The 18,380-nt window shown below is 64.4% G+C and carries 17 protein-coding genes; 4 read left to right on the top strand and 13 right to left on the bottom strand.

Annotated elements, in window-relative coordinates; translation table 11 throughout:
* Positions 1 to 59 precede the first annotated feature (59 nt).
* The 4 genes from AC2FNJ_RS08910 to AC2FNJ_RS08895 are packed head-to-tail and all read right to left on the bottom strand — an operon-like array spanning position 60 to position 3,956.
* Complete coding sequence (locus AC2FNJ_RS08910) at positions 60 to 989, bottom strand: metal ABC transporter permease (RefSeq protein WP_496763873.1); 930 nt, start codon at positions 987 to 989, stop codon at positions 60 to 62.
* Positions 986 to 2,191 (bottom strand): metal ABC transporter permease, encoded by a 1,206-nt coding sequence (locus AC2FNJ_RS08905; protein ID WP_496763872.1) that lies wholly within the window; start codon positions 2,189 to 2,191, stop codon positions 986 to 988. Before AC2FNJ_RS08905 ends, AC2FNJ_RS08910 begins: the two co-directional genes overlap by 4 nt.
* A 4-nt stretch (positions 2,192 to 2,195) precedes the next feature.
* A complete protein-coding gene (locus AC2FNJ_RS08900) occupies positions 2,196 to 2,999 on the bottom strand; it encodes a metal ABC transporter ATP-binding protein (protein WP_496763871.1) in 804 nt (267 codons plus the stop codon).
* A 3-nt stretch (positions 3,000 to 3,002) separates the two neighbouring features.
* Positions 3,003 to 3,956, bottom strand: a complete 954-nt coding sequence (locus tag AC2FNJ_RS08895) for a metal ABC transporter solute-binding protein, Zn/Mn family (RefSeq protein ID WP_496763870.1) — start codon at positions 3,954 to 3,956, stop codon at positions 3,003 to 3,005.
* A 201-nt stretch (positions 3,957 to 4,157) separates the two neighbouring features.
* On the opposite strand from AC2FNJ_RS08895, the gene deoC reads away from it, so the two are divergent.
* From deoC to AC2FNJ_RS08880, 3 genes are read left to right on the top strand one after another with little or no spacing between them, the layout of a single operon-like run.
* On the top strand, positions 4,158 to 5,147 hold the full coding sequence (deoC, locus tag AC2FNJ_RS08890) for a deoxyribose-phosphate aldolase (RefSeq protein ID WP_496763869.1): 990 nt from the start codon (positions 4,158 to 4,160) through the stop codon (positions 5,145 to 5,147).
* Between the two features lie 11 nt (positions 5,148 to 5,158).
* On the top strand, positions 5,159 to 7,492 hold the full coding sequence (locus AC2FNJ_RS08885) for an aldehyde dehydrogenase family protein (protein WP_496763868.1): 2,334 nt from the start codon (positions 5,159 to 5,161) through the stop codon (positions 7,490 to 7,492).
* A 27-nt stretch (positions 7,493 to 7,519) separates the two neighbouring features.
* Positions 7,520 to 8,335, top strand: a complete 816-nt coding sequence (locus AC2FNJ_RS08880; protein ID WP_496763867.1) for an SDR family oxidoreductase — start codon at positions 7,520 to 7,522, stop codon at positions 8,333 to 8,335.
* Between the two features lie 22 nt (positions 8,336 to 8,357).
* On the opposite strand, the gene AC2FNJ_RS08875 is transcribed toward AC2FNJ_RS08880, so the two are convergent.
* From AC2FNJ_RS08875 to AC2FNJ_RS08845, 7 genes are all read right to left on the bottom strand, one after another.
* On the bottom strand, positions 8,358 to 9,668 hold the full coding sequence (locus AC2FNJ_RS08875; protein ID WP_496763866.1) for a M16 family metallopeptidase: 1,311 nt from the start codon (positions 9,666 to 9,668) through the stop codon (positions 8,358 to 8,360).
* Positions 9,665 to 11,005, bottom strand: a complete 1,341-nt coding sequence (locus AC2FNJ_RS08870; RefSeq protein WP_496763865.1) for a M16 family metallopeptidase — start codon at positions 11,003 to 11,005, stop codon at positions 9,665 to 9,667. Before AC2FNJ_RS08870 ends, AC2FNJ_RS08875 begins: the two co-directional genes overlap by 4 nt.
* Before the next feature lie 80 nt (positions 11,006 to 11,085).
* Positions 11,086 to 11,601: a DUF3035 domain-containing protein gene (locus AC2FNJ_RS08865; protein ID WP_496763864.1), complete on the bottom strand. Its 516-nt coding sequence runs from the start codon at positions 11,599 to 11,601 to the stop codon at positions 11,086 to 11,088.
* 50 nt (positions 11,602 to 11,651) lie between these two features.
* A complete protein-coding gene (gene lspA, locus AC2FNJ_RS08860) occupies positions 11,652 to 12,125 on the bottom strand; it encodes a signal peptidase II (protein ID WP_496763863.1) in 474 nt (157 codons plus the stop codon).
* The gene (gene purH / locus AC2FNJ_RS08855) at positions 12,125 to 13,714 is read right to left on the bottom strand and encodes a bifunctional phosphoribosylaminoimidazolecarboxamide formyltransferase/IMP cyclohydrolase (protein WP_496763862.1); all 1,590 of its coding nucleotides are present in this window, start codon (positions 13,712 to 13,714) and stop codon (positions 12,125 to 12,127) included. The genes lspA and purH overlap by 1 nt, the downstream gene beginning before the upstream one ends.
* A gap of 23 nt (positions 13,715 to 13,737) precedes the next feature.
* Positions 13,738 to 15,477: a heparinase II/III family protein gene (locus AC2FNJ_RS08850; RefSeq protein ID WP_496763861.1), complete on the bottom strand. Its 1,740-nt coding sequence runs from the start codon at positions 15,475 to 15,477 to the stop codon at positions 13,738 to 13,740.
* Positions 15,478 to 15,564: 87 nt separating this feature from the next.
* Positions 15,565 to 16,824 (bottom strand): RsmB/NOP family class I SAM-dependent RNA methyltransferase, encoded by a 1,260-nt coding sequence (locus tag AC2FNJ_RS08845; protein ID WP_496763860.1) that lies wholly within the window; start codon positions 16,822 to 16,824, stop codon positions 15,565 to 15,567.
* 92 nt (positions 16,825 to 16,916) lie between these two features.
* On the opposite strand from AC2FNJ_RS08845, the gene AC2FNJ_RS08840 reads away from it, so the two are divergent.
* Positions 16,917 to 17,099 (top strand): DUF1674 domain-containing protein, encoded by a 183-nt coding sequence (locus AC2FNJ_RS08840; RefSeq protein ID WP_496763859.1) that lies wholly within the window; start codon positions 16,917 to 16,919, stop codon positions 17,097 to 17,099.
* Between the two features lie 6 nt (positions 17,100 to 17,105).
* Here the strand turns inward: AC2FNJ_RS08840 and AC2FNJ_RS08835 are convergent, their stop codons facing one another.
* The gene (locus AC2FNJ_RS08835; protein ID WP_496763858.1) at positions 17,106 to 17,957 is read right to left on the bottom strand and encodes a hypothetical protein; all 852 of its coding nucleotides are present in this window, start codon (positions 17,955 to 17,957) and stop codon (positions 17,106 to 17,108) included.
* Between the two features lie 61 nt (positions 17,958 to 18,018).
* On the bottom strand, positions 18,019 to 18,378 hold the full coding sequence (locus AC2FNJ_RS08830) for a dihydrodipicolinate reductase (RefSeq protein ID WP_496763857.1): 360 nt from the start codon (positions 18,376 to 18,378) through the stop codon (positions 18,019 to 18,021).
* Between the last annotated feature and the right edge of the window lie 2 nt (positions 18,379 to 18,380).

The raw sequence follows: 18,380 nt of genomic DNA, 5'->3' as shown, positions 1-18,380 counted from the left end.
CGGATTTTTGGCGGGGTTTGGCCGATTGCCCTCGGGTCCAGACGGCAGGATCATGCCGGTCAAGCCTGTCCGGGCGCTCCGGATCGGTTCCGGCAGGGTCCGAACTTTGCAGCGACAGCGAGAATCAGGCCGGACATGGTGGCGATCATGCCGGCGGCGCTGACGGCATCCGTGCCGCCGATCCACAGCGGACCATATCCGGCCAGGACGTACCCCGACACTGCCGATACGATTGCGAATACGACGCTCCAGGCCACCTGCCGTTCCAGCCGGTTGGTCATCATCCGTGCTGCGGCGGGCGGGCAGATGAACATGGCGATCACGATGATCGAGCCGACCGCATCAAAGGCCGCCACGGCGGCGATCGCCGCCACGACCACCAGGGCCAGGCCCAACAGGTTGGTCCGGAGGCCGATGGTGCGCGCGAAACCCTCGTCGAAGGTCGAGATCTTGAGCGGTCGCCACAGCAGCCAGGTAAACAGGCTTACGGCGATCAGGGTCAGCGCCATGCGCGGCAATTCCGCAGGCAACGCGCGCAACGCCTGCGGATCGAGGAGCGAGGACCACCCGGTTGCGTCCAGCCAGATCAGGCTTTCGAGGTTGCCATAAAGCGCGTGTTCCACGTCAAGATGCACGGTCGAGGTGTCGGTCTGTTCCAACAGCAGGACACCGGCGGCAAACATGGCGGTAAAGACCACGCCCATGGCGGCGCCGGGTTCGATCTGGCCCAGGCGGCGGACCGCCTCGATCAGAACCACCGCCAGAAGCGCCGCACCGGCCGCCCCCAGCATCATGGGCCAAGCCGCGATCACGCCGGTCAGCAGAAAGGCCACGACGATGCCGGGAAGCACCACATGGCTGATCGCATCCCCGATCAGGGCCTGCTTGCGCAAAACCAGAAAGTTTCCGGGCAGGGCGCAGGCCACGGCGGCGAAGATGCCGATCAGAAGCGGGGTCAGCGACAGGGGGACAAACTCTTCTCCGCTCACGGCCGCACCTCCTGCGGACCACCGATTCGCCGGTCGATTTCTGCGATCTGGTCGCCGGTCAGAACCGTTTCGATGTCCCGCAACCCGTCATAGAGCGCCGCCGTCGCCTCGTGCGCCAGATCCGCGCGGACGACTTCCCACCTTTTTTCGTCGCGCAGCGCCTTGGCGGCGCGGGCGCGGCCGGCGTCGGTCGGAACCCCGTCGGCGCGGACCAGCCCGGCGTGGCGCAACAGCCGCAGGGTCAGCGGTTCGTAGATCGTCTGCCCCTGCGCCAGCGCCAGCAGGCCCTGACGCATGTGCACGCGGCGCTGGAACCGGACATGCCGAAGCACCGCCGCCAGAACGCCGCGCACGGGCGCGAGCAGCAATGACAGAACGAAGAAGCCGAAGCTGACCAGAACGATGATCGGGCCGGTCGGCAGGTTCGGCGCCGAGGCCGATATCGCGGCACCGAGATACCCGGCCAGACCGCCGGCCGCACCGCTCAGCAGCACGACGCGGTCCGACCGTTCGGACCAGAACCGGGCGGTGACAGGTGGAATGATCAACAAGGCCACGATCAGGATCAGGCCCACGATCTTGAGGCCGACGACCGTCACCGCCATGACCAGACCCATCATCGCAAGGTCGATCCGGGCCACCGGCAAACCGCGGGCCGCAGCGTATTCCGGGTCGAACGCGACCAGCATCATCGGTCGGCGGATCAGCATCACCAGAGCGAGGGTGGCTGCGCCGCCGGTCGCGATGATCAGCGCATCGGCCCAGAGCATTCCGGCCGTGGACCCGAGGAGAAAGCCTTCGAGTCCGGCCTGACGGCCCATACCCATGGTTTGAATCACCGTCAGCAGAACGACGCCAAAGCCAAAGAACACGGAAAGCACGGATCCGATGGCCGCGTCCTCGGCCAGGCGGGTGCGCCCGGTCAGCCAGTTCATGCACAACAAGCCGATCCAGGCGGACACTGCCGATCCCGCCAGCAGCCCGATCAGGTTGCGCCCGTCGCCGCCGAACGCAACCATCAGCATGAAGGCGATGCAGACACCGGGCAAGGTGGCGTGACTGATCGCGTCGCTCACCAGAGCCCGTTTGCGCAGGAACAGGAATGTTCCGGTCACTCCAGCGGAAACGCCCAGCAAGGTCGCACCGACGGCGACCAGCGTGGCGTTGTAACCAAGCTGCAGCGTCAGGGCATCCCACAGCATGTCGCTACCCCAGGGCAGCCGAGATCTGGTCGATCTGCGCGGTCGCCAATCGACCGCCATAGGTGGCCTGCAGCGTTTCGGCGGTGAAAGCGTCGGCCACCGGCCCCTCGGCCACCTTGCGCGTGTTGATCAGGAACACGTGGTCGAAATAGTCGGTCACTGTGGCCAGATCGTGATGCACCGCCACCACCGTCTTGTCCGACGTTTTCAGCGCCTTCAGAACGGCGATGATCGCCTTTTCGGTGGCGGCATCCACCCCGGCAAAGGGTTCGTCAAGCAGATACAGATCCGCGTCCTGCGCCAGGGCGCGGGCCAGAAAGACACGCTGCTGCTGCCCGCCCGACAACTGGCCGATCTGGCGGTCGGCGAAGTCCCGCATGCCGACACGGTTCAGGCAGTCCATGGCCTTGGCAACATGCCGCGCGCGGACCCGGCCCAACAGTCCGAGTTGGCGGTACAGCCCCATCAGGACCACGTCTAGAACACGGGTGGGAAAATCCCAATCGACACTCGCGCGTTGCGGGACATAGGCAATGCGGGCGCGCTGGCTCTCCAACGGGCGACCATAGACCGACACGTGGCCCGAGAGCGGAGTGACGATCCCCAACGCAGCTTTCAGCAAGGTGGATTTCCCGGCACCGTTCGGACCGATGATGGCGGTCATGGAGCCTTGCGGTACCGTCATGTCGACCGAGAAGACCGCCGGTTTCTGGCCATAGGAGACCGTCATGCCTCGGATCGTCAGCGGGCTTTGCGCCGAATCCGGCTGTGCAACGGCGGTCCCCTGGTCGGTGGCCAGTTCGAGCATGGCTCAGAACCCCGCCGACAATTTGCCGTTCATGCCCCGCGCGGGCACCTCGGCGCCCAGCGCCCCGGCGATCACGGTTACGTTGTGGTCGAGCATTCCGACATACGTGCCTTCATAGGTGCCCTCGTCGCCCATCGCGTCCGAGAACAGCTCGCCGCCCACCTGCACCACGTGGCCCTTGGCCGCCGCGCCCTCGATCAAGGCCCGCATCGAACGGTCCGAGACCGAGCTTTCGACAAAGACCGCTGAAATCCGGCGCTCCACCAGCGTGTCCACCAACTCGCCGATCCGGTTCAAGCCGGCTTCGGACTGGGTCGAGATGCCCTGAATGCCCATCACTTCGAACCCGAAGCTTTCTCCGAAATATCCAAAGGCGTCATGCGCCGTGACCAGTACCCTGTTGGGTTCGGGTACGCGCGACAGCGTGGTTCTTGCGTAATCGGTCAACCGATCGAGCTCGTCCAGGTGCTTTTGGGCATTGAGCGCAAATACCTCCGCGGAGTCGGGTCGCGTCTCGGTCAGCGCGCGCTGCACTTCGATGACGACGTCGCGCCAGAGTTCGGGCGTCATCCAAACGTGCGGATCGTACTTGTCGGCGTAGTCGTCATGGGCGCGCAATTTGGACTTGTCGATGGCTTCCGCGACGGCCACCACGTTCCGCTTTCGTCCGAGATCGTGGAAGAAGTCTTCCATCTGCGCTTCCAGATAGAGACCATGCCACAACACAAGGTCGGCGCGGGTCATTGCAACGATGTCGCTGCGGGTCTGACGGTAGGCGTGAGGATCGACACCCGGTCCCATCAGCCCTGTCACCTCGACCTCATCGCCGCCCACCTGACGCGCGGCGTCCGCAATCATGCCGGTCGTGGCGACGACCTTGAGCGGTGCATCGGCCCATGCGGCCAGCGGCATAGACGCGGCCATGACAGCGGCTGCAAGAAAGCTGCGACGAATCATCGGTAATCCCACTGCTTGGTGTCTACTTGAGATAGAATATGCGAACCATTCGCAACTAAGTCAACGCAATTGAGAATTATTCGCAAGAAAATACCTGATTTGTCCATTTGGTCAAAAAAATCCGAACAGGGCTGCGCCTTCGCTTGCCATTGCAGCGCGGCTCATGCGATTTTGGCGGGAAACCTCCCAAAGGAAGCGATGATGGAAACGCAGAGCCTTGAGCGCGCCGCGCATCTGCCGCAAGTGACCGAGCCCCGGAACCCCGGCATGGATCTGGATCTGGACTGGGTGCGCGCCGTGCAGGCCAATACCTCGGCCATCGAACGCCGGGCCGCGACCCTGCCCGGGCGCCGGTCGGTCAAGAAAGAGTATCAGGCGGCCTGGCTGCTGAAGGCGATCACCATGATCGACCTGACCACCTTGTCAGGCGACGACACCGAAGGCCGGGTGCGCCGCCTGTGCGCCAAGGCCCGCCAGCCGGTGGCGCCGCATCTGCTGGAAGCGCTGGACATGCCGCCGATCACCACCGGCGCGGTTTGTGTCTATCACGACATGATCGAAACGGCGGTGGATGCGCTGACAGGCACCGGCATTCCGATCGCGGCCGTCTCCACCGGCTTTCCGGCGGGTCTGTCGCCCTTTCACCTGCGCGTGGCCGAGATTGAGGAAAGCGTCAAGGCCGGGGCCGAGGAGATCGATATCGTGATCTCGCGCCGCCATGTGCTGAAAGGCGACTGGCAGGCGCTGTATGACGAGATGAAGGCGTTTCGCGACGCCTGCGGCGAGGCGCATGTCAAAGCGATCCTCGCCACCGGCGAGCTGGGCAGCCTGCGCAACGTGGCGCGCGCCTCGCTGGTGTGCATGATGGCGGGGGCCGATTTCATCAAGACCTCGACCGGCAAGGAAAGCGTCAACGCCACCCTGCCCGTGTCGCTGGTGATGATCCGCGCGATCCGCGACTTTTACGACCGCACCGGCTATCGCGTGGGCTACAAGCCCGCGGGCGGGATCTCCAAGGCCAAGGACGCGCTGGTCTACCTTTCGCTGATCAAGGACGAGCTGGGCGACCGCTGGCTGCAACCCGACCTGTTCCGCTTTGGCGCCTCATCGCTGTTGGGCGATATCGAGCGGCAGCTGGAACATCACGTCACCGGGGCCTACTCGGCCGGCTACCGGCACCCGATGGGCTGAGGACAGGAACAATGACAGTTAAAGAGATTTTCGAGACCATGGAATACGGACCCGCCCCGGAAAGCGCCGCCGAGGCCCTGGCATGGCTGGTCGATCAGGGCGACAAGTTCGGCCATTTCATCGACGGCGCCTTCACCAAGCCCGGCCAAGGGTTTGAAAGCCGCAACCCGGCCACGGGCGAGGTTCTGGCGACCCTAACCCAAGCCACCCAGGCCGATGTGGACGCCGCCGTAGCCGCCGCGCGAAAGGCCCAGCCCAAATGGGAAAAGCTGGGCGGCCCCGCCCGCGCCCGTTGCCTCTATGCCATCGCACGGCTGATCCAGAAACACGCCCGCCTGTTCGCGGTGCTCGAGACGCTGGACAACGGCAAGCCGATCCGGGAATCGCGCGACATCGACATTCCGCTGGTGCAGCGGCATTTCTACTATCACGCGGGCATGGCCCAGCTGATGGAAAGCGAGCTGCCCGACGCGCAGGCGCTGGGGGTCTGCGGCCAGATCATCCCGTGGAACTTCCCGCTGCTGATGCTGGCGTGGAAGGTGGCCCCGGCGCTGGCCATGGGCAACACGGTGGTGCTGAAACCGGCCGAATACACCTCGCTGACGGCGCTGTTGTTTGCCGATATCTGCATGCAGGCTGGCCTGCCCAAGGGCGTCGTCAACATCGTCACCGGCGACGGCGCGGTGGGGGAGATGATCGTGAAGGCAGACGTGGACAAGATCGCCTTTACCGGTTCGACCATCGTGGGCCGCCGCATCCGCGAGGCCACCGCCGGGTCGGGCAAGGCCCTGACGCTCGAGCTGGGGGGCAAGTCGCCCTATATCGTCTTTGACGATGCCGACATCGATTCAGCCATCGAAGGTCTGGTCGATGCGATCTGGTTCAACCAAGGCCAGGTCTGCTGTGCTGGTTCGCGCCTGCTGGTGCAGGAGGGCATCGCCGAGCGGTTCTACGCCAAGCTGCGCGCGCGTATGGACACGCTGCGCATCGGCAACCCGCTGGACAAATGTATCGACGTGGGTGCCGTGGTGGACCCGGTACAGCTGCAGACCATCAAGTCGATGGTCGAGGCCAACGCGGTGGGCCAGGTTTACCAGCCCGCCTGTGAGTTGCCCGCGAACGGCTGCTACTACCCGCCGACGCTGATCACCGGCCTCGAAACCTCGGACCCGCTGATGCAGGAGGAGATCTTTGGCCCGGTTCTGGTCTCATCGACCTTCCGCACCCCGGCCGAGGCGGTCGAACTGGCCAACAACACCCGCTATGGGCTGGCGGCCACGGTCTGGACCGAGAACGTCAACCTTGCGCTGGACATCGCGCCCAAGCTGGTCGCGGGCGTGGTCTGGGTCAATGCCACCAACCTGTTCGACGCGGCCGCGGGCTTTGGCGGCGTGCGCGAAAGCGGATTTGGCCGTGAAGGCGGCTGGGAAGGGCTGAGCGCCTATACCAAGCCCAAGGGTAAAACCAAGCCGCTGGACAAGATCGAACCCGTCGTGGGCGAAGGTGGCCCGGTCGATCCGGTCGACCGCACCGCAAAGCTCTATATCGGCGGCAAGCAGGCGCGGCCCGATGGCGGCTATTCCCGCGCGGTCTGGGGCAAGGCGGGGCTGCTGGGCCATGTGGGTCTGGCCAACCGCAAGGATGTGCGCAACGCGGTCGAGGCCGCGGCGGGGGCAAAGGGCTGGTCCAAGTCCACCGGCCATCTGCGGGCACAGATCCTGTATTACATCGGCGAGAACCTCTCGGCCCGCGCCGAGGAGTTCGCGCATCGCATCGACGCGATGACCGGCCGCAAGGACGGTGCGAAAGAGGTCGACGCCGCGATCCAGCGCCTGTTCACCGCCGCCGCCTGGGCCGACAAGTATGACGGAAAGGTGCATGGCGTTCCGATCCGCGGCGTGGCGATTGCGATGAAGGAACCGGTGGGCGTGATCGGCGCGCTCTGTGCGGATGAGGCGCCACTGCTGGGTCTGGTCTCGGCCATGGCCCCGGCGATCGCGATGGGCAACCGGGTGGTTCTGGTGGCGTCCGAGCCCTATCCGCTGGCGGCCACCGATTTCTATCAGGTGCTGGACACCTCGGACGTACCCGCAGGCGTTGTCAACATCCTGACGGGCAGCCACGAGGAACTGGCCAAACCGCTGGCCTCGCATCTGAACGTGGATGCGGTCTGGTCCTTCTCGTCATCGGACCTTTCGGCGCAGATCGAGGTCGTCTCGGCCGGGAACCTGAAACGGACCTGGGTCAATAACGCGACGGCATTCGATTGGGGCATGGACCACACCCGCCGCTTCCTGCAGGCTGCGACCGAGATCAAGAACATCTGGGTGCCCTACGGCGAGTAGGGCCCCTTCCAAAGCGGGAGGCTCTACATGGACTTTGCGGGAAAGACGGTCATCGTCATCGGCGGGACCAGCGGCATCAATCGGGGCATCGCCGAGGCCTTCGCGACCTCGGGCGCGAAACTGGCCGTGGCCAGCCGCTCGCAGGAGAAGGTGGATGACACGGTCGCGGCGCTGAAGGCGGCGGGCGCGGCCGAAGCCATCGGCGCGGCCTTTGACGTGCGCGACCCCGAGGCGGTCGCGGCCGGGCTGAAACAATTCCACGCGGCGCTCGGCGAGTTCGACGTGCTGGTTTCCGGGGCGGCGGGCAATTTCCCGGCGCTGATGGCGGAGATGTCGGTGAACGCTTTCCGCACCGTGGTCGAGATCGACCTGATGGGAACCGTCCATGTGATGAAGGGCGCCTATCCCTATCTCAAGCGACCCGGCGCCAGCATCATCAACATCTCGGCCCCTCAATCCTATCTGCCCTACGAGGGCCAGTCGCATGTCTGCGCCGCCAAGGCGGGCGTCGATCAGATCACCCGCACCCTGTCGATGGAATGGGGCGTGGAAGGCATCCGCGTGAACTCGGTGGTGCCGGGCTTCATCGAGGGCACCGAGGGCGCGAAACGGCTGGCGCCGACGCCGGAAGCGGAAGAAAAGTTCAAGTCCGACGTGCCGCTGGGCCGCTGGGGCACCCCGCAGGACGTGGCCAATGCCTGCCTGTTTCTTGGCTCGGACATGGCCAACTACATCAGCGGCACCGTGATGGCGGTTGACGGCGCATTGTATCAGCGCGGCTCGGGCCGGCCGGGGCAGATGATCGGCCAGATGCTGCGGGCGGCCAAAGGCAAAAAGGGCTGAGCGCCGCTCAGCCCCCTTCCGGTCAGTTCGTCGTCTCCAGCCCCACCGGCTTGCCGACCACGGTGAAATGCAGCCCGTCGGGGTCGAGCAACTCGCGGGCGACGTGGTTGATCTCGTCCAGCGTCACCGCGTTCACCTTGTCGTTGCGGGTCGCGATGTAGTCGATGGGCAAGCCCTCCATCTGCATACCCACCATGATCCCCGCAATCTGGCCGTTGCCGGTGAAACGCAGGGGATAAGCGCCAGTCAGGTAAGTCTTGGCGTCTTGCAGTTCTTTTTCCGTTACGCCCTCCGTCGCCGCGCGCTGCCATTCGGCGCGGATCACGTCGATGGCTTCGGCGATGCGGTCGTTGCCCGAGGCCACCGAACCCAGATAGACCGACGCCAGATCCTTGGGCACCAGATAGGAATACACGCCATAGGTCAGCCCGCGCTTTTCGCGCACCTCCTGCATCAGCCGGCTTTCGAACCCGCCGCCGCCGATGATGTGGTTCAGGATATAGGCTGCAAAAAAGTCCGGATCGTGCCGGTCGATCCCCTTTTGCGCAAACAAGGCCACGGATTGCGGCGTGTCGAATTCCACCACGCTGACCCCGCCTGGAATGTTGACTTGGGCCTTGCCTGGTATCGGCTTGCCGGCCTCGGGCAGGTCGGCCAGCAACCTGTCGAGCAACGCGCCGAGTTCCTCAGGGGTGATGTCGCCCACGGCTCCGACATACAGCCGGTCGCGGGCGAACACGCTCTCGTAGGCGGCAATGATATCGTCGCGCGTCAGGGCCGATACGCTTTCCATCGTGCCCTTGCCGTCCGTGCCGTAGGGATGATCCCCATAGGCCATCCTGGCAAAGTTCAGGCCGGCAATGTCGTTGGGATCGTTCTCGTCCGATTTGAGACCCGACAGCACCTGCGCGCGCACCCGGTCGATCGCGTCCTGATCGAAACGCGGTTCGTGAATCGTGGTGCGCAGCAGTTCGATGACCTCGTCACGGTTTTCGGTCAGGAATTGCGCGGAAATGGCGACGGAATCATCCGTGGCATTGTACCGGAAGGACGCGGCCAGCGATTCAAGCTCTCGCGCATAGGTCCGGGCATCCATCTCGCCGGCGCCTTCTTCAAGCAGCCCGCTCATCAGGTAGACCGCGCCACGCTTGTCCGGGTCGTCCAGGGACGTGCCGCCGCGGAAACGGATTTCCAGCGCGGTGAAGGGCATCGAATGCTCCTCGACCAGCCAGGCCTGGATGCCGGAGGGAGAGGTCACTTCCTGAATCTCGACCTCGGCCCATGCGGGCAAGGCCAGGATCAGGGCGACCAGGGAAGCGAGGAACGGTCTCATTGTGTCACCTCTTCACCGCGCATCAGCCATCCGGTCACGGAGGTTTCGGGGCGCAGAACCTCGCGCGCCGCCGCGATGATCTCTTCTCCCGTCACCGCCTGCAGCAGGTCAGGCCAGGCCTGCACGTCTTCGACGGTCAAGCCGCTGGCCAAGGCCTGGCCGTACCGGTTGCCGATGTCGTTCACATTGTCGCGGGCATAGATCTGGGCCGCGCGAAGCTGCATCTTGATCCGGTCCAGATCTTCCTGATTGACGCTCTTGGCGACGAAACCGGAAATGGCCTGATCCATAGCCTCTTCGGCCTCCTGCAATGTGACACCTTCGGCCGGAACCACGATCAAGTCGAAGGTCGTGTCGTCCAGCGACGTGCCACGATAAAAGGCGCTGGCATAGACGGCCTTCTTTTCGTCCAGTTGCAACCTTTCGTTCAGATAGGATGTGGTGCCGCCCCCAAGAAGCTCGGACAGCAGATAGAGCGCGGCGGCCGTTTCCTGCTCACCGGGATCTCTTTCAGGAGCAAGATAGGAGCGATGCACATAGGGCTGCGCCACGCGCGGATCCCTGAAGGTCAGACGCCGTTCGGCCGTTTGCGGTGGTTCCTGCGATCGAATCCGTTCCGGCAGGTCCGGGTTGGCCGGGATTGCGCCATAGTGTTTTTCGGCCAGCGCCCGGACGTCCTGAGGATCCACGTCTCCGGTCACGATCAGGATCGCGTTGTTGGGCGCATAGTAGGTTCGGTAGAACGACAGCGCGTCCTCCATGTCCAATTCTTCCATCTCATGCCGCCACCCGATGATCGGGACGCCGTAGCGATGGTTGAGGTACTGCGCCGCGTTCATCTGCTCCGAAAACAGGGCGCGAGGGCTGTTTTCGGTACGCTGGTTGCGTTCTTCCAGAATCACGTCGCGCTCGGTTTCGATGTCGCGCTCGGTCAGTCGGATGTTGCGCATCCGGTCCGCTTCCATCCGCATCATCAGTTCCAGGCGGTCGGCGGCGACTCGCTGGTAGTAGGCGGTGTAGTCATAGGACGTGAAGGCATTGTCCGTGCCGCCATTTGCGGCCACGGTCGCGGACAGTTCGCCGGCCTCCATGGTGTCGGTTGCCTTGAACAGAAGGTGTTCCAGGAAATGCGCAACGCCCGAGGAGCCGACCGGCTCGTCGGCCGACCCGGCCCGATACCATACGGTATGTTGCACGGCGGGTGCACGGTGATCCTCGATCACCACGACTTCCATGCCGTTGTCGAGCGTGAAGGTCGTCACTTCCTCCTTGCCCTCCCCGGCCAGAAGGGGGGTCGCGACGCACAGTGCTGTGGACAGTGCCAGAGCCCGAACCATCCAGAGTCCTCCGTATATCTACAGGTGACAAACTACGATGGCCCCGCGCCGGTTCAAGTCCGATGACGGAAAGTTAAGGATTATTCACCGAAAGGCGGCGCGGAAGGCGTGCCATATCCCTGCCGTCTGAACGCTTCGTTCTGTTTGTAGGGATCGATGGATTGCCGGCGATATGCCTGTTCGTACCGGTCCACGGGCAGCAGGCGGATACGGGTGAACCGCGATTGGCGCTTGCGGAACTCCGCATCTTCCTGTTGCACGACCTGTCGCGTGTTGGCCGGCACGCCGTAGCGGCTGGATGCGGTGACGAGCGCACCGTCCGACGACGGTACGCCGGTCGCATTCAAAGCCGCGGCGCTTCCGCCGAGCGCCAGAACCGCGTCTTCGTTCGGATTCGGATCGGTCAGGTTGCTTCCGCCGGGCGTGGGCGCTGGCAGGAATTTGTAATCCTTGGGTGCGGTCAGCGGTTTGACCGGCATGACGGCGAATTCATCCGGCCCGGTACCCTGCGGCCGGATGTTCTTGAGACCCTGGTTCGAGCATCCCGAAACCGCAATCGTAGCAGTCATCACGATTATCGCGAGCGGCATCCGCATGGTTGTCTCCAGCCTGTTTCAGGCGCTTTTAGCCGATTTCCGAAGGCCCGTCACGTGGCCTTTTTGCCGTCGAACAGAACCAGCCCCACCGCGCCGGCAAAGATGAAAACGTCCGCCAGGTTGAACACGAAAGGATTGCGGATGCCGCAACACGACATGTTCAGGAAGTCCTGGACATAGCCGAACACGACCCTGTCCACCACGTTGCCCAGCGCGCCGCCGATCAACAAACCGCCGCAGACCAGCATGAGCCGCGACGGGTTCGACCGGCGCAGCCAAAGGATCACCGCGGCGCAGATGGCCAGCGACAGAGCGATCAGAATCCAGCGTCCTGCATCCCCGTTGCCCTGAAACAGGCCAAAGTTGATGCCCCGGTTCTCGCCATAGCGGAAGACCAGAAGGGGCGGCAAAACGTCGATCTGGCCGCGATGGGCCACATCCATGACATGGACGACCAGAAACTTGCTGATCTGGTCGATCGCGATGGCCGCTGTTGCGGCCCAGATCAAAGGCCCGCCGCGCATCAGTGCCGGAAGTGCCGCATACCGGTAAAGACCATGGCCAGCCCCGCTTCGTCAGCCGCTGCGATCACCTCGTCGTCGCGCATGGATCCTCCTGGCTGAATCACGCTGGTCGCCCCTGCGGCCGCGGCCTCCAGCAAACCGTCGGGGAAGGGAAAGAACGCGTCCGATGCGACGGCGGAGCCGATGGTGAGCGGTTCGGGAAGGCCCAGCGTTTCGGCCATGCGCTCGGCCTTCCTGGCGGCGATCAGGGCCGAATCCACCCGGCTCATCTGGCCCGCGCCGACACCCACGGTCGCGCCGTTCTGGACATAGACGATGGCATTGGACTTGACGTGCTTGGCGACTTTCCACGCGAACAGCAGGTCGCGCATCTGATCGGGTGTCGGCGCCTTCCTGGTGACCACCTTGAGGTCGTCCAGGCCGACAAAGCCGTCGTCCTTGTCCTGCACCAGCAGGCCGCCAGCGACCTGCCGCACGGTCTTGCCGCTTGCCCGAACATCCGGCAATGCCTCGGTAGTCAGCAGGCGCAGGTTCTTCTTGGCGGCAAAGATCGCCTTGGCCTCGTCCGAAGCGCCGGGCGCAATGACCACTTCGGTGAAGATGCCGGTAATCTCCTGCGCTGTTTCCGCGTCAAGCGGACGGTTGAGCGCGACGATCCCGCCGAACGCCGATGTGCGGTCGCAATCGAACGCGGCCTTGTAAGCGTCCAGCAACGTGGCCCCGGTGGCGACTCCGCAGGGGTTGGCGTGTTTGATGATGGCGCAGGCGGCGCTGTCGCGCGGATCGAACTCCGCGACCAGTTCAAAGGCCGCATCGGTGTCGTTGATGTTGTTGTAGCTCAGTTCCTTGCCCTGATGCTGAACCGCCGTTGCGACGCCGGGCCGGCCCGAACCATCGACGTAGAACGCCGCCTTTTGATGCGGGTTCTCTCCATAGCGCAAGGTCTGTGCGACCTGTCCGGCAAAGCTGACGCGACGCGGCGCATCCTGCCCGAGTTGTTGGGCCATCCAGCCCGAGACCGCCGCATCATAGGCCGCCGTCCGGGCATAGGCCGTCTGAGCCAACCTCTGGCGGAATGCATAGGTCGTCTGGCCGTCATGTTCCCGAAGCTCGGACAGCAGCGCGCCGTAGTCCTCGACATCCACGACGACATTGACGAAGGCGTGGTTCTTTGCGGCCGCCCGGATCATGGCCGGTCCGCCGATGTCGATGTTTTCGATGCAGTCATCATATTCCGCACCTTGCGCCACGGTGTCCTCGAACGGATAGAGGTTCACGACAAGCAGATCGATTGCGCCGATGCCGTGCTCATTCATCGCGGCAACGTGCGAGTCGTTGTCGCGCAACGCCAGCAGGCCGCCATGCACCATCGGGTGCAGCGTCTTCACGCGGCCGTCCATCATTTCCGGGAACCCGGTCACGTCGGATACGTCGGTGACGCTCAGGTCCGCACCGCGCAGCGCCCGCGCCGTTCCACCGGTGGAGAGCAGATCGACGCCCTGTTCCGCCAGTGCCTTGCCCAGTTCGATCAGCCCGGTCTTGTCGGAAACGGAAATCAGCGCGCGGCGCACGGGGTGCAGGTTGGTCATGTGTCTTGGAGTCCTTGTGCGGATCAGTCGAATTCGGGTTCGTCCCGGCTCACGTCGCGAACGGCAACTGCTGTGTCCTGCGCCTTGCTCAGTGACCACCGGATGCGCGTCGCATACTCCATTGCGCGCCCGGTGAGAACGATCTGTTTTGTCGCGCGCGGTTTGAGGCGGCCTTTTTCCAGGTAAACGCTTGGCTTCACCGACAATTCACATTGCGCGTCATGCCGGAACACCCAGATCTCCCCGCTTCGCAGCGCCATCGATACGGCGGCCCCGCCAAGATCCAGCGCCGCGTCCACGTCCGGGTGCATATGCATGCGGATGTCGAAGGCGATGCCGGACAATTGCGATACGTCCAGCGCCCTGTCGAAACGTCGCTTGGCACCGTCGCCCATGGCCAGCAGCATGTCCTCGCCTTTCAGGGTCCGACCGTCAAAGCTCAGGTCCAGGATTCTCGCATGGGTCAGGCCGAGCGCCTTGATGTATCCGTCATGCGCCCCCTGGAACCGCTGGCCGGCGGTCGTGTCTTCGATCTCGACCGGGACGTTGGTCGGGCCGCCGACCAACGCTTCGAGCTCGGTGCCTGTTTCGGGTGGGGCGAGGCTGGCGCTGGAATAGCCGTCCACGCTGAGCGTTGAGTGTGAGGGCGTGGCCCGGCCGGCGCGCCGCCATTCCACGCCGAAACTTTCGCCCGAGCCGCAATTGACGATCAGCGGCCGTCGGCCCGACGTCAACTCGAAGGCCAAAGTCGAGGCATGGGCGTTGTAGGACGCCTTTTCAGAAGGCGGCGGGCTGGCATCCACGATCACGCTGGTCCGCCCGGCGGACAGGCGGGCATAGCCCATGGACAGCCCAACCGGGTGCTGCGGCTTGACCCCGCTTTGCGCCAGGGCGTGATCGAGGCGGCCTTCGATCCCCCGGCCGCCACCGTGAAACCGGGCCAATCCCCCATCGATGTGGCGCAGGCTGCGCAGCGTCGGTGCGATGCGCTTGATGGCGGCGTTGTGCGCGGCAGGCGTTCCGCGTCCAACGTCGTGGAGGGCCGCGGCGGTCCAGGTCAGCAGGGTGAAGACCTCCAGCAATTCCTCGGGGTTTCGGGTCAGCAAACCGCCTGATTTGTCGATTTGCCCGTCGCATTCCTTGCCGAGCGCCTTGATTGCCGGATCGGCCAGCCCTTCGAGACCTTCCAAAGCCAGGGCGGCATGGATCAGCCCCGCCAGAGCCTCGAATCTCGGCAGCCCGGGAACGGTCGCCCGCCAGCGTTTCGTCAAGTACCAGGTTTGGTGGGTGAGCGAGCGGAAGAAAGCGTTACGTTGTTCCTCATCGGCGCCCCGCAACAGGAACGCCGAGTGATAGATCCATCGGATCACCCTGCGCCCGACAAGGTTCGGGGCCCAGCCTGGCCCGTAAGTCCGCCCGTGCGTCTCGATCCATCCCCACAGCCAACCCTGTGCCTTGTCCCGCGACTGCGGATCGCCGACCGCCGCGAGATCATCGAGCCAGGCAAAGCCGTGACGCTCGGCGTCGAAGGCGGCATTGGGGGCCGCGACCTCCCAAAGTCCGCTGTCCTTGGACTCCACGAGATAACCGGCGAACAGCAGGTTTCCGGCCACCAGCTGACGCCCGCGCGCATAGGATCCGACCGTGCGCGGCTCGGGGTCGGATACGAAGCCGCCGGATGCCTTGCGGCGCCGGGTCAGGCGCATCTGCAACCGGTTCTGGAACCGCGTCCATCTGCTGGCTAATGAATCCGGGCCGGACATCAGGTGACTCTGCCTCTCACGCTCTGCGGGCGTTTTGGAGCCGAGGATAACCGGTGATTCCGGACGAGTCACCGAAAAGAGTCGGCGTCAGAACCCTTTGCGCAGACAGGCGATGTAGAACCCGTCCATCCCGCCTCTCTCGGGCCAATAGTCCGGGCGCAGGCGCAGCCCGCCTTCGTCGGTGATCCAATCCGGCTCGACCCCGGGCACGCCCAGCGCGGTTGGATCGACATGCATGTCCGATCGGGTCTCGAGCGCCTGTGCGATCTGAACCTCTCCTTCATCCGGCAACAGGGAACAGGTGCAATAGACCATCCGCCCGCCCGGTTTGACCAGGCCCCAGGCATGGGCCAACAACTGCGTCTGCAGGTCGATCAGTGCGCCAAAGTCCGATCCGTCCTTGGCAAAGGGGAGATCCGGGTGGCGCCGGATCGTACCGGTAGCCGAGCAAGGCGCGTCGAGCAAAACGGCATCGTATTCGCCCGAATGCTCCAGCGCATCGCCTGCGATCACCTCGGCGCGCAGGCCGGTCCGCCGCAGGTTGTCGCGCAGTCGCGTCAAGCGCGCTTCGGACAGGTCCAGCGCCGTGACCTCTGCACCTGCCGCGGCCAGTTGCATCGTCTTTCCGCCCGGCGCCGCGCAGAGGTCGAGCACGCGTTCGCCGGGTTTCGGGGCCAACACCCGCACCGGTATTGCGGCAGCCGCATCCTGAACCCACCAGTCCCCTTCGGAAAAGCCGGGCAGTGCCGACACCTGCTGGCTCGTGCGCAACCGCACCGTTCCGGTGGGCAGAACATCGCCCGACGGACCCTTTGCACCGGGTTTCAGTGTCAGGTCGAGCGGCGCGCCCGCAAAATGCGCGTGCTCCATGCCCTTGACGGCGTCCTCACCCCAGGCGTCGATCAGAGGGGCGCGCAACCAACCGGGAAGGCGCGGAATGCGCATGCGCGGCCAGGCCTCGGGCCCTTCGGCAGCGATCTTGCGCAGGACCGCATTGACGAGTCCCTTGAGCCGGCCATGCTTGCGCGAACGCCCCACGATCTCCACCATCGCGTTGACCACGCCATGCGCGGCCGCACCCTGGCACAATTCGACGGTTCCGAGCCGGAGCGCATTCTGAACGGTGAGGGCGGGGGTTTTTTGCAGATGCCCACTCAGCAACCGGTCGGCCCGTTCCAGACCGCGCAGGGTTTCCAGCGCCAGACGCTGCGCCCGGGCCTTGTCCGCCGGTTCCAACCGGTCCAGGGCGCCGGAGGACAGACACTCTGACAGCAATCGGCTTTCGCCCAGTATCTGGTCCAGCAGATAGACTGCGCTGCGCCGTGCCGATATTGCGCTGTCTGCCATGAATGCCGCCTTTCGACTGTGATCGGTGCCCGCATTGCCTTGGGCGGACGCGGGCGTATATCAAGGCAAGGATGGAAAAGGAACCCGACCCGATGGCCGAAGACCGCAAAGACTTGCCCCCCGCCGCGCAACGCGCATTGGCCGAGGCTGAAGAACGCAGAAAGAAGGCAGAGGCCAATGCAAAGCCCGCGCCGAAGGAATTGGGTGGCCGTGACGGACCCGACCCCGCGCGCTACGGCGACTGGGAAAAGAAGGGTATCGCCATCGACTTCTGAAGCCGGTCAGTTCATCTCCCGCGGCACCTGTGCGCAATCGACTTGGGTCGAATGGGGAAATTCCGCCCCATCCATCGCGGCCCGCATCCCGCAGTAATAGGATTTGCACGCGTGGTCGCGGTCGCGAATTCGGATGCCCTGGCCTTGCGTGACTTCCAGTTCCAGGTGGCACAGCTTGCCGTCATACAGCCGTTCCTGGAAGAACCAGCCGGACGGCATAGGGTTCAGCGCGCCGACGACGCCGCAAGAATGACCGCTTTCGCTCACCAGCACGAGATCGATCTTCCCTCGTCCGGATGCGTCGAGCTCGATCCTGAGCGTGGAGCTGTCCCTTGCAAAACAGTACTGCGTGGCCGCAGTCGCGGGGGCGGTTCCTGCCCTGGCGGGTGTGCAGGGAATCTGTGAAAGGCGCCACCCCTGGCCCGCTATATCGTCGATCAGCCAGCGCCCCTGGACTGCGGTGAACTCATAGCTGACGACGGCGGGCTGCCCAAAATTGCTGAACCGCGCATTTACGATTCGGCGCGCGCCGTCATTCACGGTGTCGAGCGTCAGGGTTCTGAGAACCTCGGCGGAGTCGTAGTCCTGGCCGGGAATCTCGAGCGCGAAGTCGATGCAGGCCGCGGCCAGATCGTCGCCATGGCTGTCATTTGCCTCGAAGAACCGAACGAGGCGCGGAGACAGGAAATTCTGCCGCTGTTCGGGAGCGGAAAGGTACGACATGCCCGAATGGCCCGGCTGTGACAGGGAAACGTAGATCCACCGCACGATCTCCTGCGGGCTTTGCGCCGCGAGTCCTCCGGCCAAAAATACAGAAAAAACCAAGGCCGCCAAGCTGCGGGTCAAAAACTCGGGCATCACAAATCTCCTGCCCGCAGATTACAGCCGAATCGGGCAGGTTCAAATCGGTCGCGCCAAATCAGTCGCCGCGCAAACGAAAGTCCGCGAACGCGCCTTTGCCCCGGTCCGCGGTGAAGCGGATCGTGCTGCCGATGACACGCACTTCCTGGCAATTGTAGCCAAGCTCACGCTCGCCCCAGAACAGGTCGCGGCAGAAAAAACCGTTCTCCCACCGCCAGGAGCCCGCGACCTTGCGGGTGGCGCCGGTGCCGGTGATCTCGCCACCTGGCAGAACCTGAAGACGGATGAGCGGCCGGGTCAGCACCTTTCCGGTCACCAGTTCGCGGAAGGTGGCTTCGTCCCTGACCTTGGCGAATTCGGCAAAGGCCGGCCCGGCGATCAACAAGCTCGCCGTCAACGCAAACATCGACATACGCATCG

The organism is Ruegeria sp. BHSB196 (assembly GCF_059613135.1).
This window is presented reverse-complemented; position numbering and strand designations above follow the sequence as displayed.

Coding starts and splice junctions, on each gene's coding strand:
- AC2FNJ_RS08905 (WP_496763872.1), bottom strand. CDS start 2,191: ATGCTGTGGGATGCCCTGACGCTGCAGCTTGGTTACAACGCCACGCTG.
- AC2FNJ_RS08900 (WP_496763871.1), bottom strand. CDS start 2,999: ATGCTCGAACTGGCCACCGACCAGGGGACCGCCGTTGCACAGCCGGAT.
- AC2FNJ_RS08895 (WP_496763870.1), bottom strand. CDS start 3,956: ATGATTCGTCGCAGCTTTCTTGCAGCCGCTGTCATGGCCGCGTCTATG.
- deoC (WP_496763869.1), top strand. CDS start 4,158: ATGGAAACGCAGAGCCTTGAGCGCGCCGCGCATCTGCCGCAAGTGACC.
- AC2FNJ_RS08885 (WP_496763868.1), top strand. CDS start 5,159: ATGACAGTTAAAGAGATTTTCGAGACCATGGAATACGGACCCGCCCCG.
- AC2FNJ_RS08880 (WP_496763867.1), top strand. CDS start 7,520: ATGGACTTTGCGGGAAAGACGGTCATCGTCATCGGCGGGACCAGCGGC.
- AC2FNJ_RS08875 (WP_496763866.1), bottom strand. CDS start 9,668: ATGAGACCGTTCCTCGCTTCCCTGGTCGCCCTGATCCTGGCCTTGCCC.
- AC2FNJ_RS08870 (WP_496763865.1), bottom strand. CDS start 11,005: ATGGTTCGGGCTCTGGCACTGTCCACAGCACTGTGCGTCGCGACCCCC.
- AC2FNJ_RS08865 (WP_496763864.1), bottom strand. CDS start 11,601: ATGCGGATGCCGCTCGCGATAATCGTGATGACTGCTACGATTGCGGTT.
- lspA (WP_496763863.1), bottom strand. CDS start 12,125: ATGCGCGGCGGGCCTTTGATCTGGGCCGCAACAGCGGCCATCGCGATC.
- purH (WP_496763862.1), bottom strand. CDS start 13,714: ATGACCAACCTGCACCCCGTGCGCCGCGCGCTGATTTCCGTTTCCGAC.
- AC2FNJ_RS08850 (WP_496763861.1), bottom strand. CDS start 15,477: ATGTCCGGCCCGGATTCATTAGCCAGCAGATGGACGCGGTTCCAGAAC.
- AC2FNJ_RS08845 (WP_496763860.1), bottom strand. CDS start 16,824: ATGGCAGACAGCGCAATATCGGCACGGCGCAGCGCAGTCTATCTGCTG.
- AC2FNJ_RS08840 (WP_496763859.1), top strand. CDS start 16,917: ATGGCCGAAGACCGCAAAGACTTGCCCCCCGCCGCGCAACGCGCATTG.
- AC2FNJ_RS08835 (WP_496763858.1), bottom strand. CDS start 17,957: ATGCCCGAGTTTTTGACCCGCAGCTTGGCGGCCTTGGTTTTTTCTGTA.
- AC2FNJ_RS08830 (WP_496763857.1), bottom strand. CDS start 18,378: ATGCGTATGTCGATGTTTGCGTTGACGGCGAGCTTGTTGATCGCCGGG.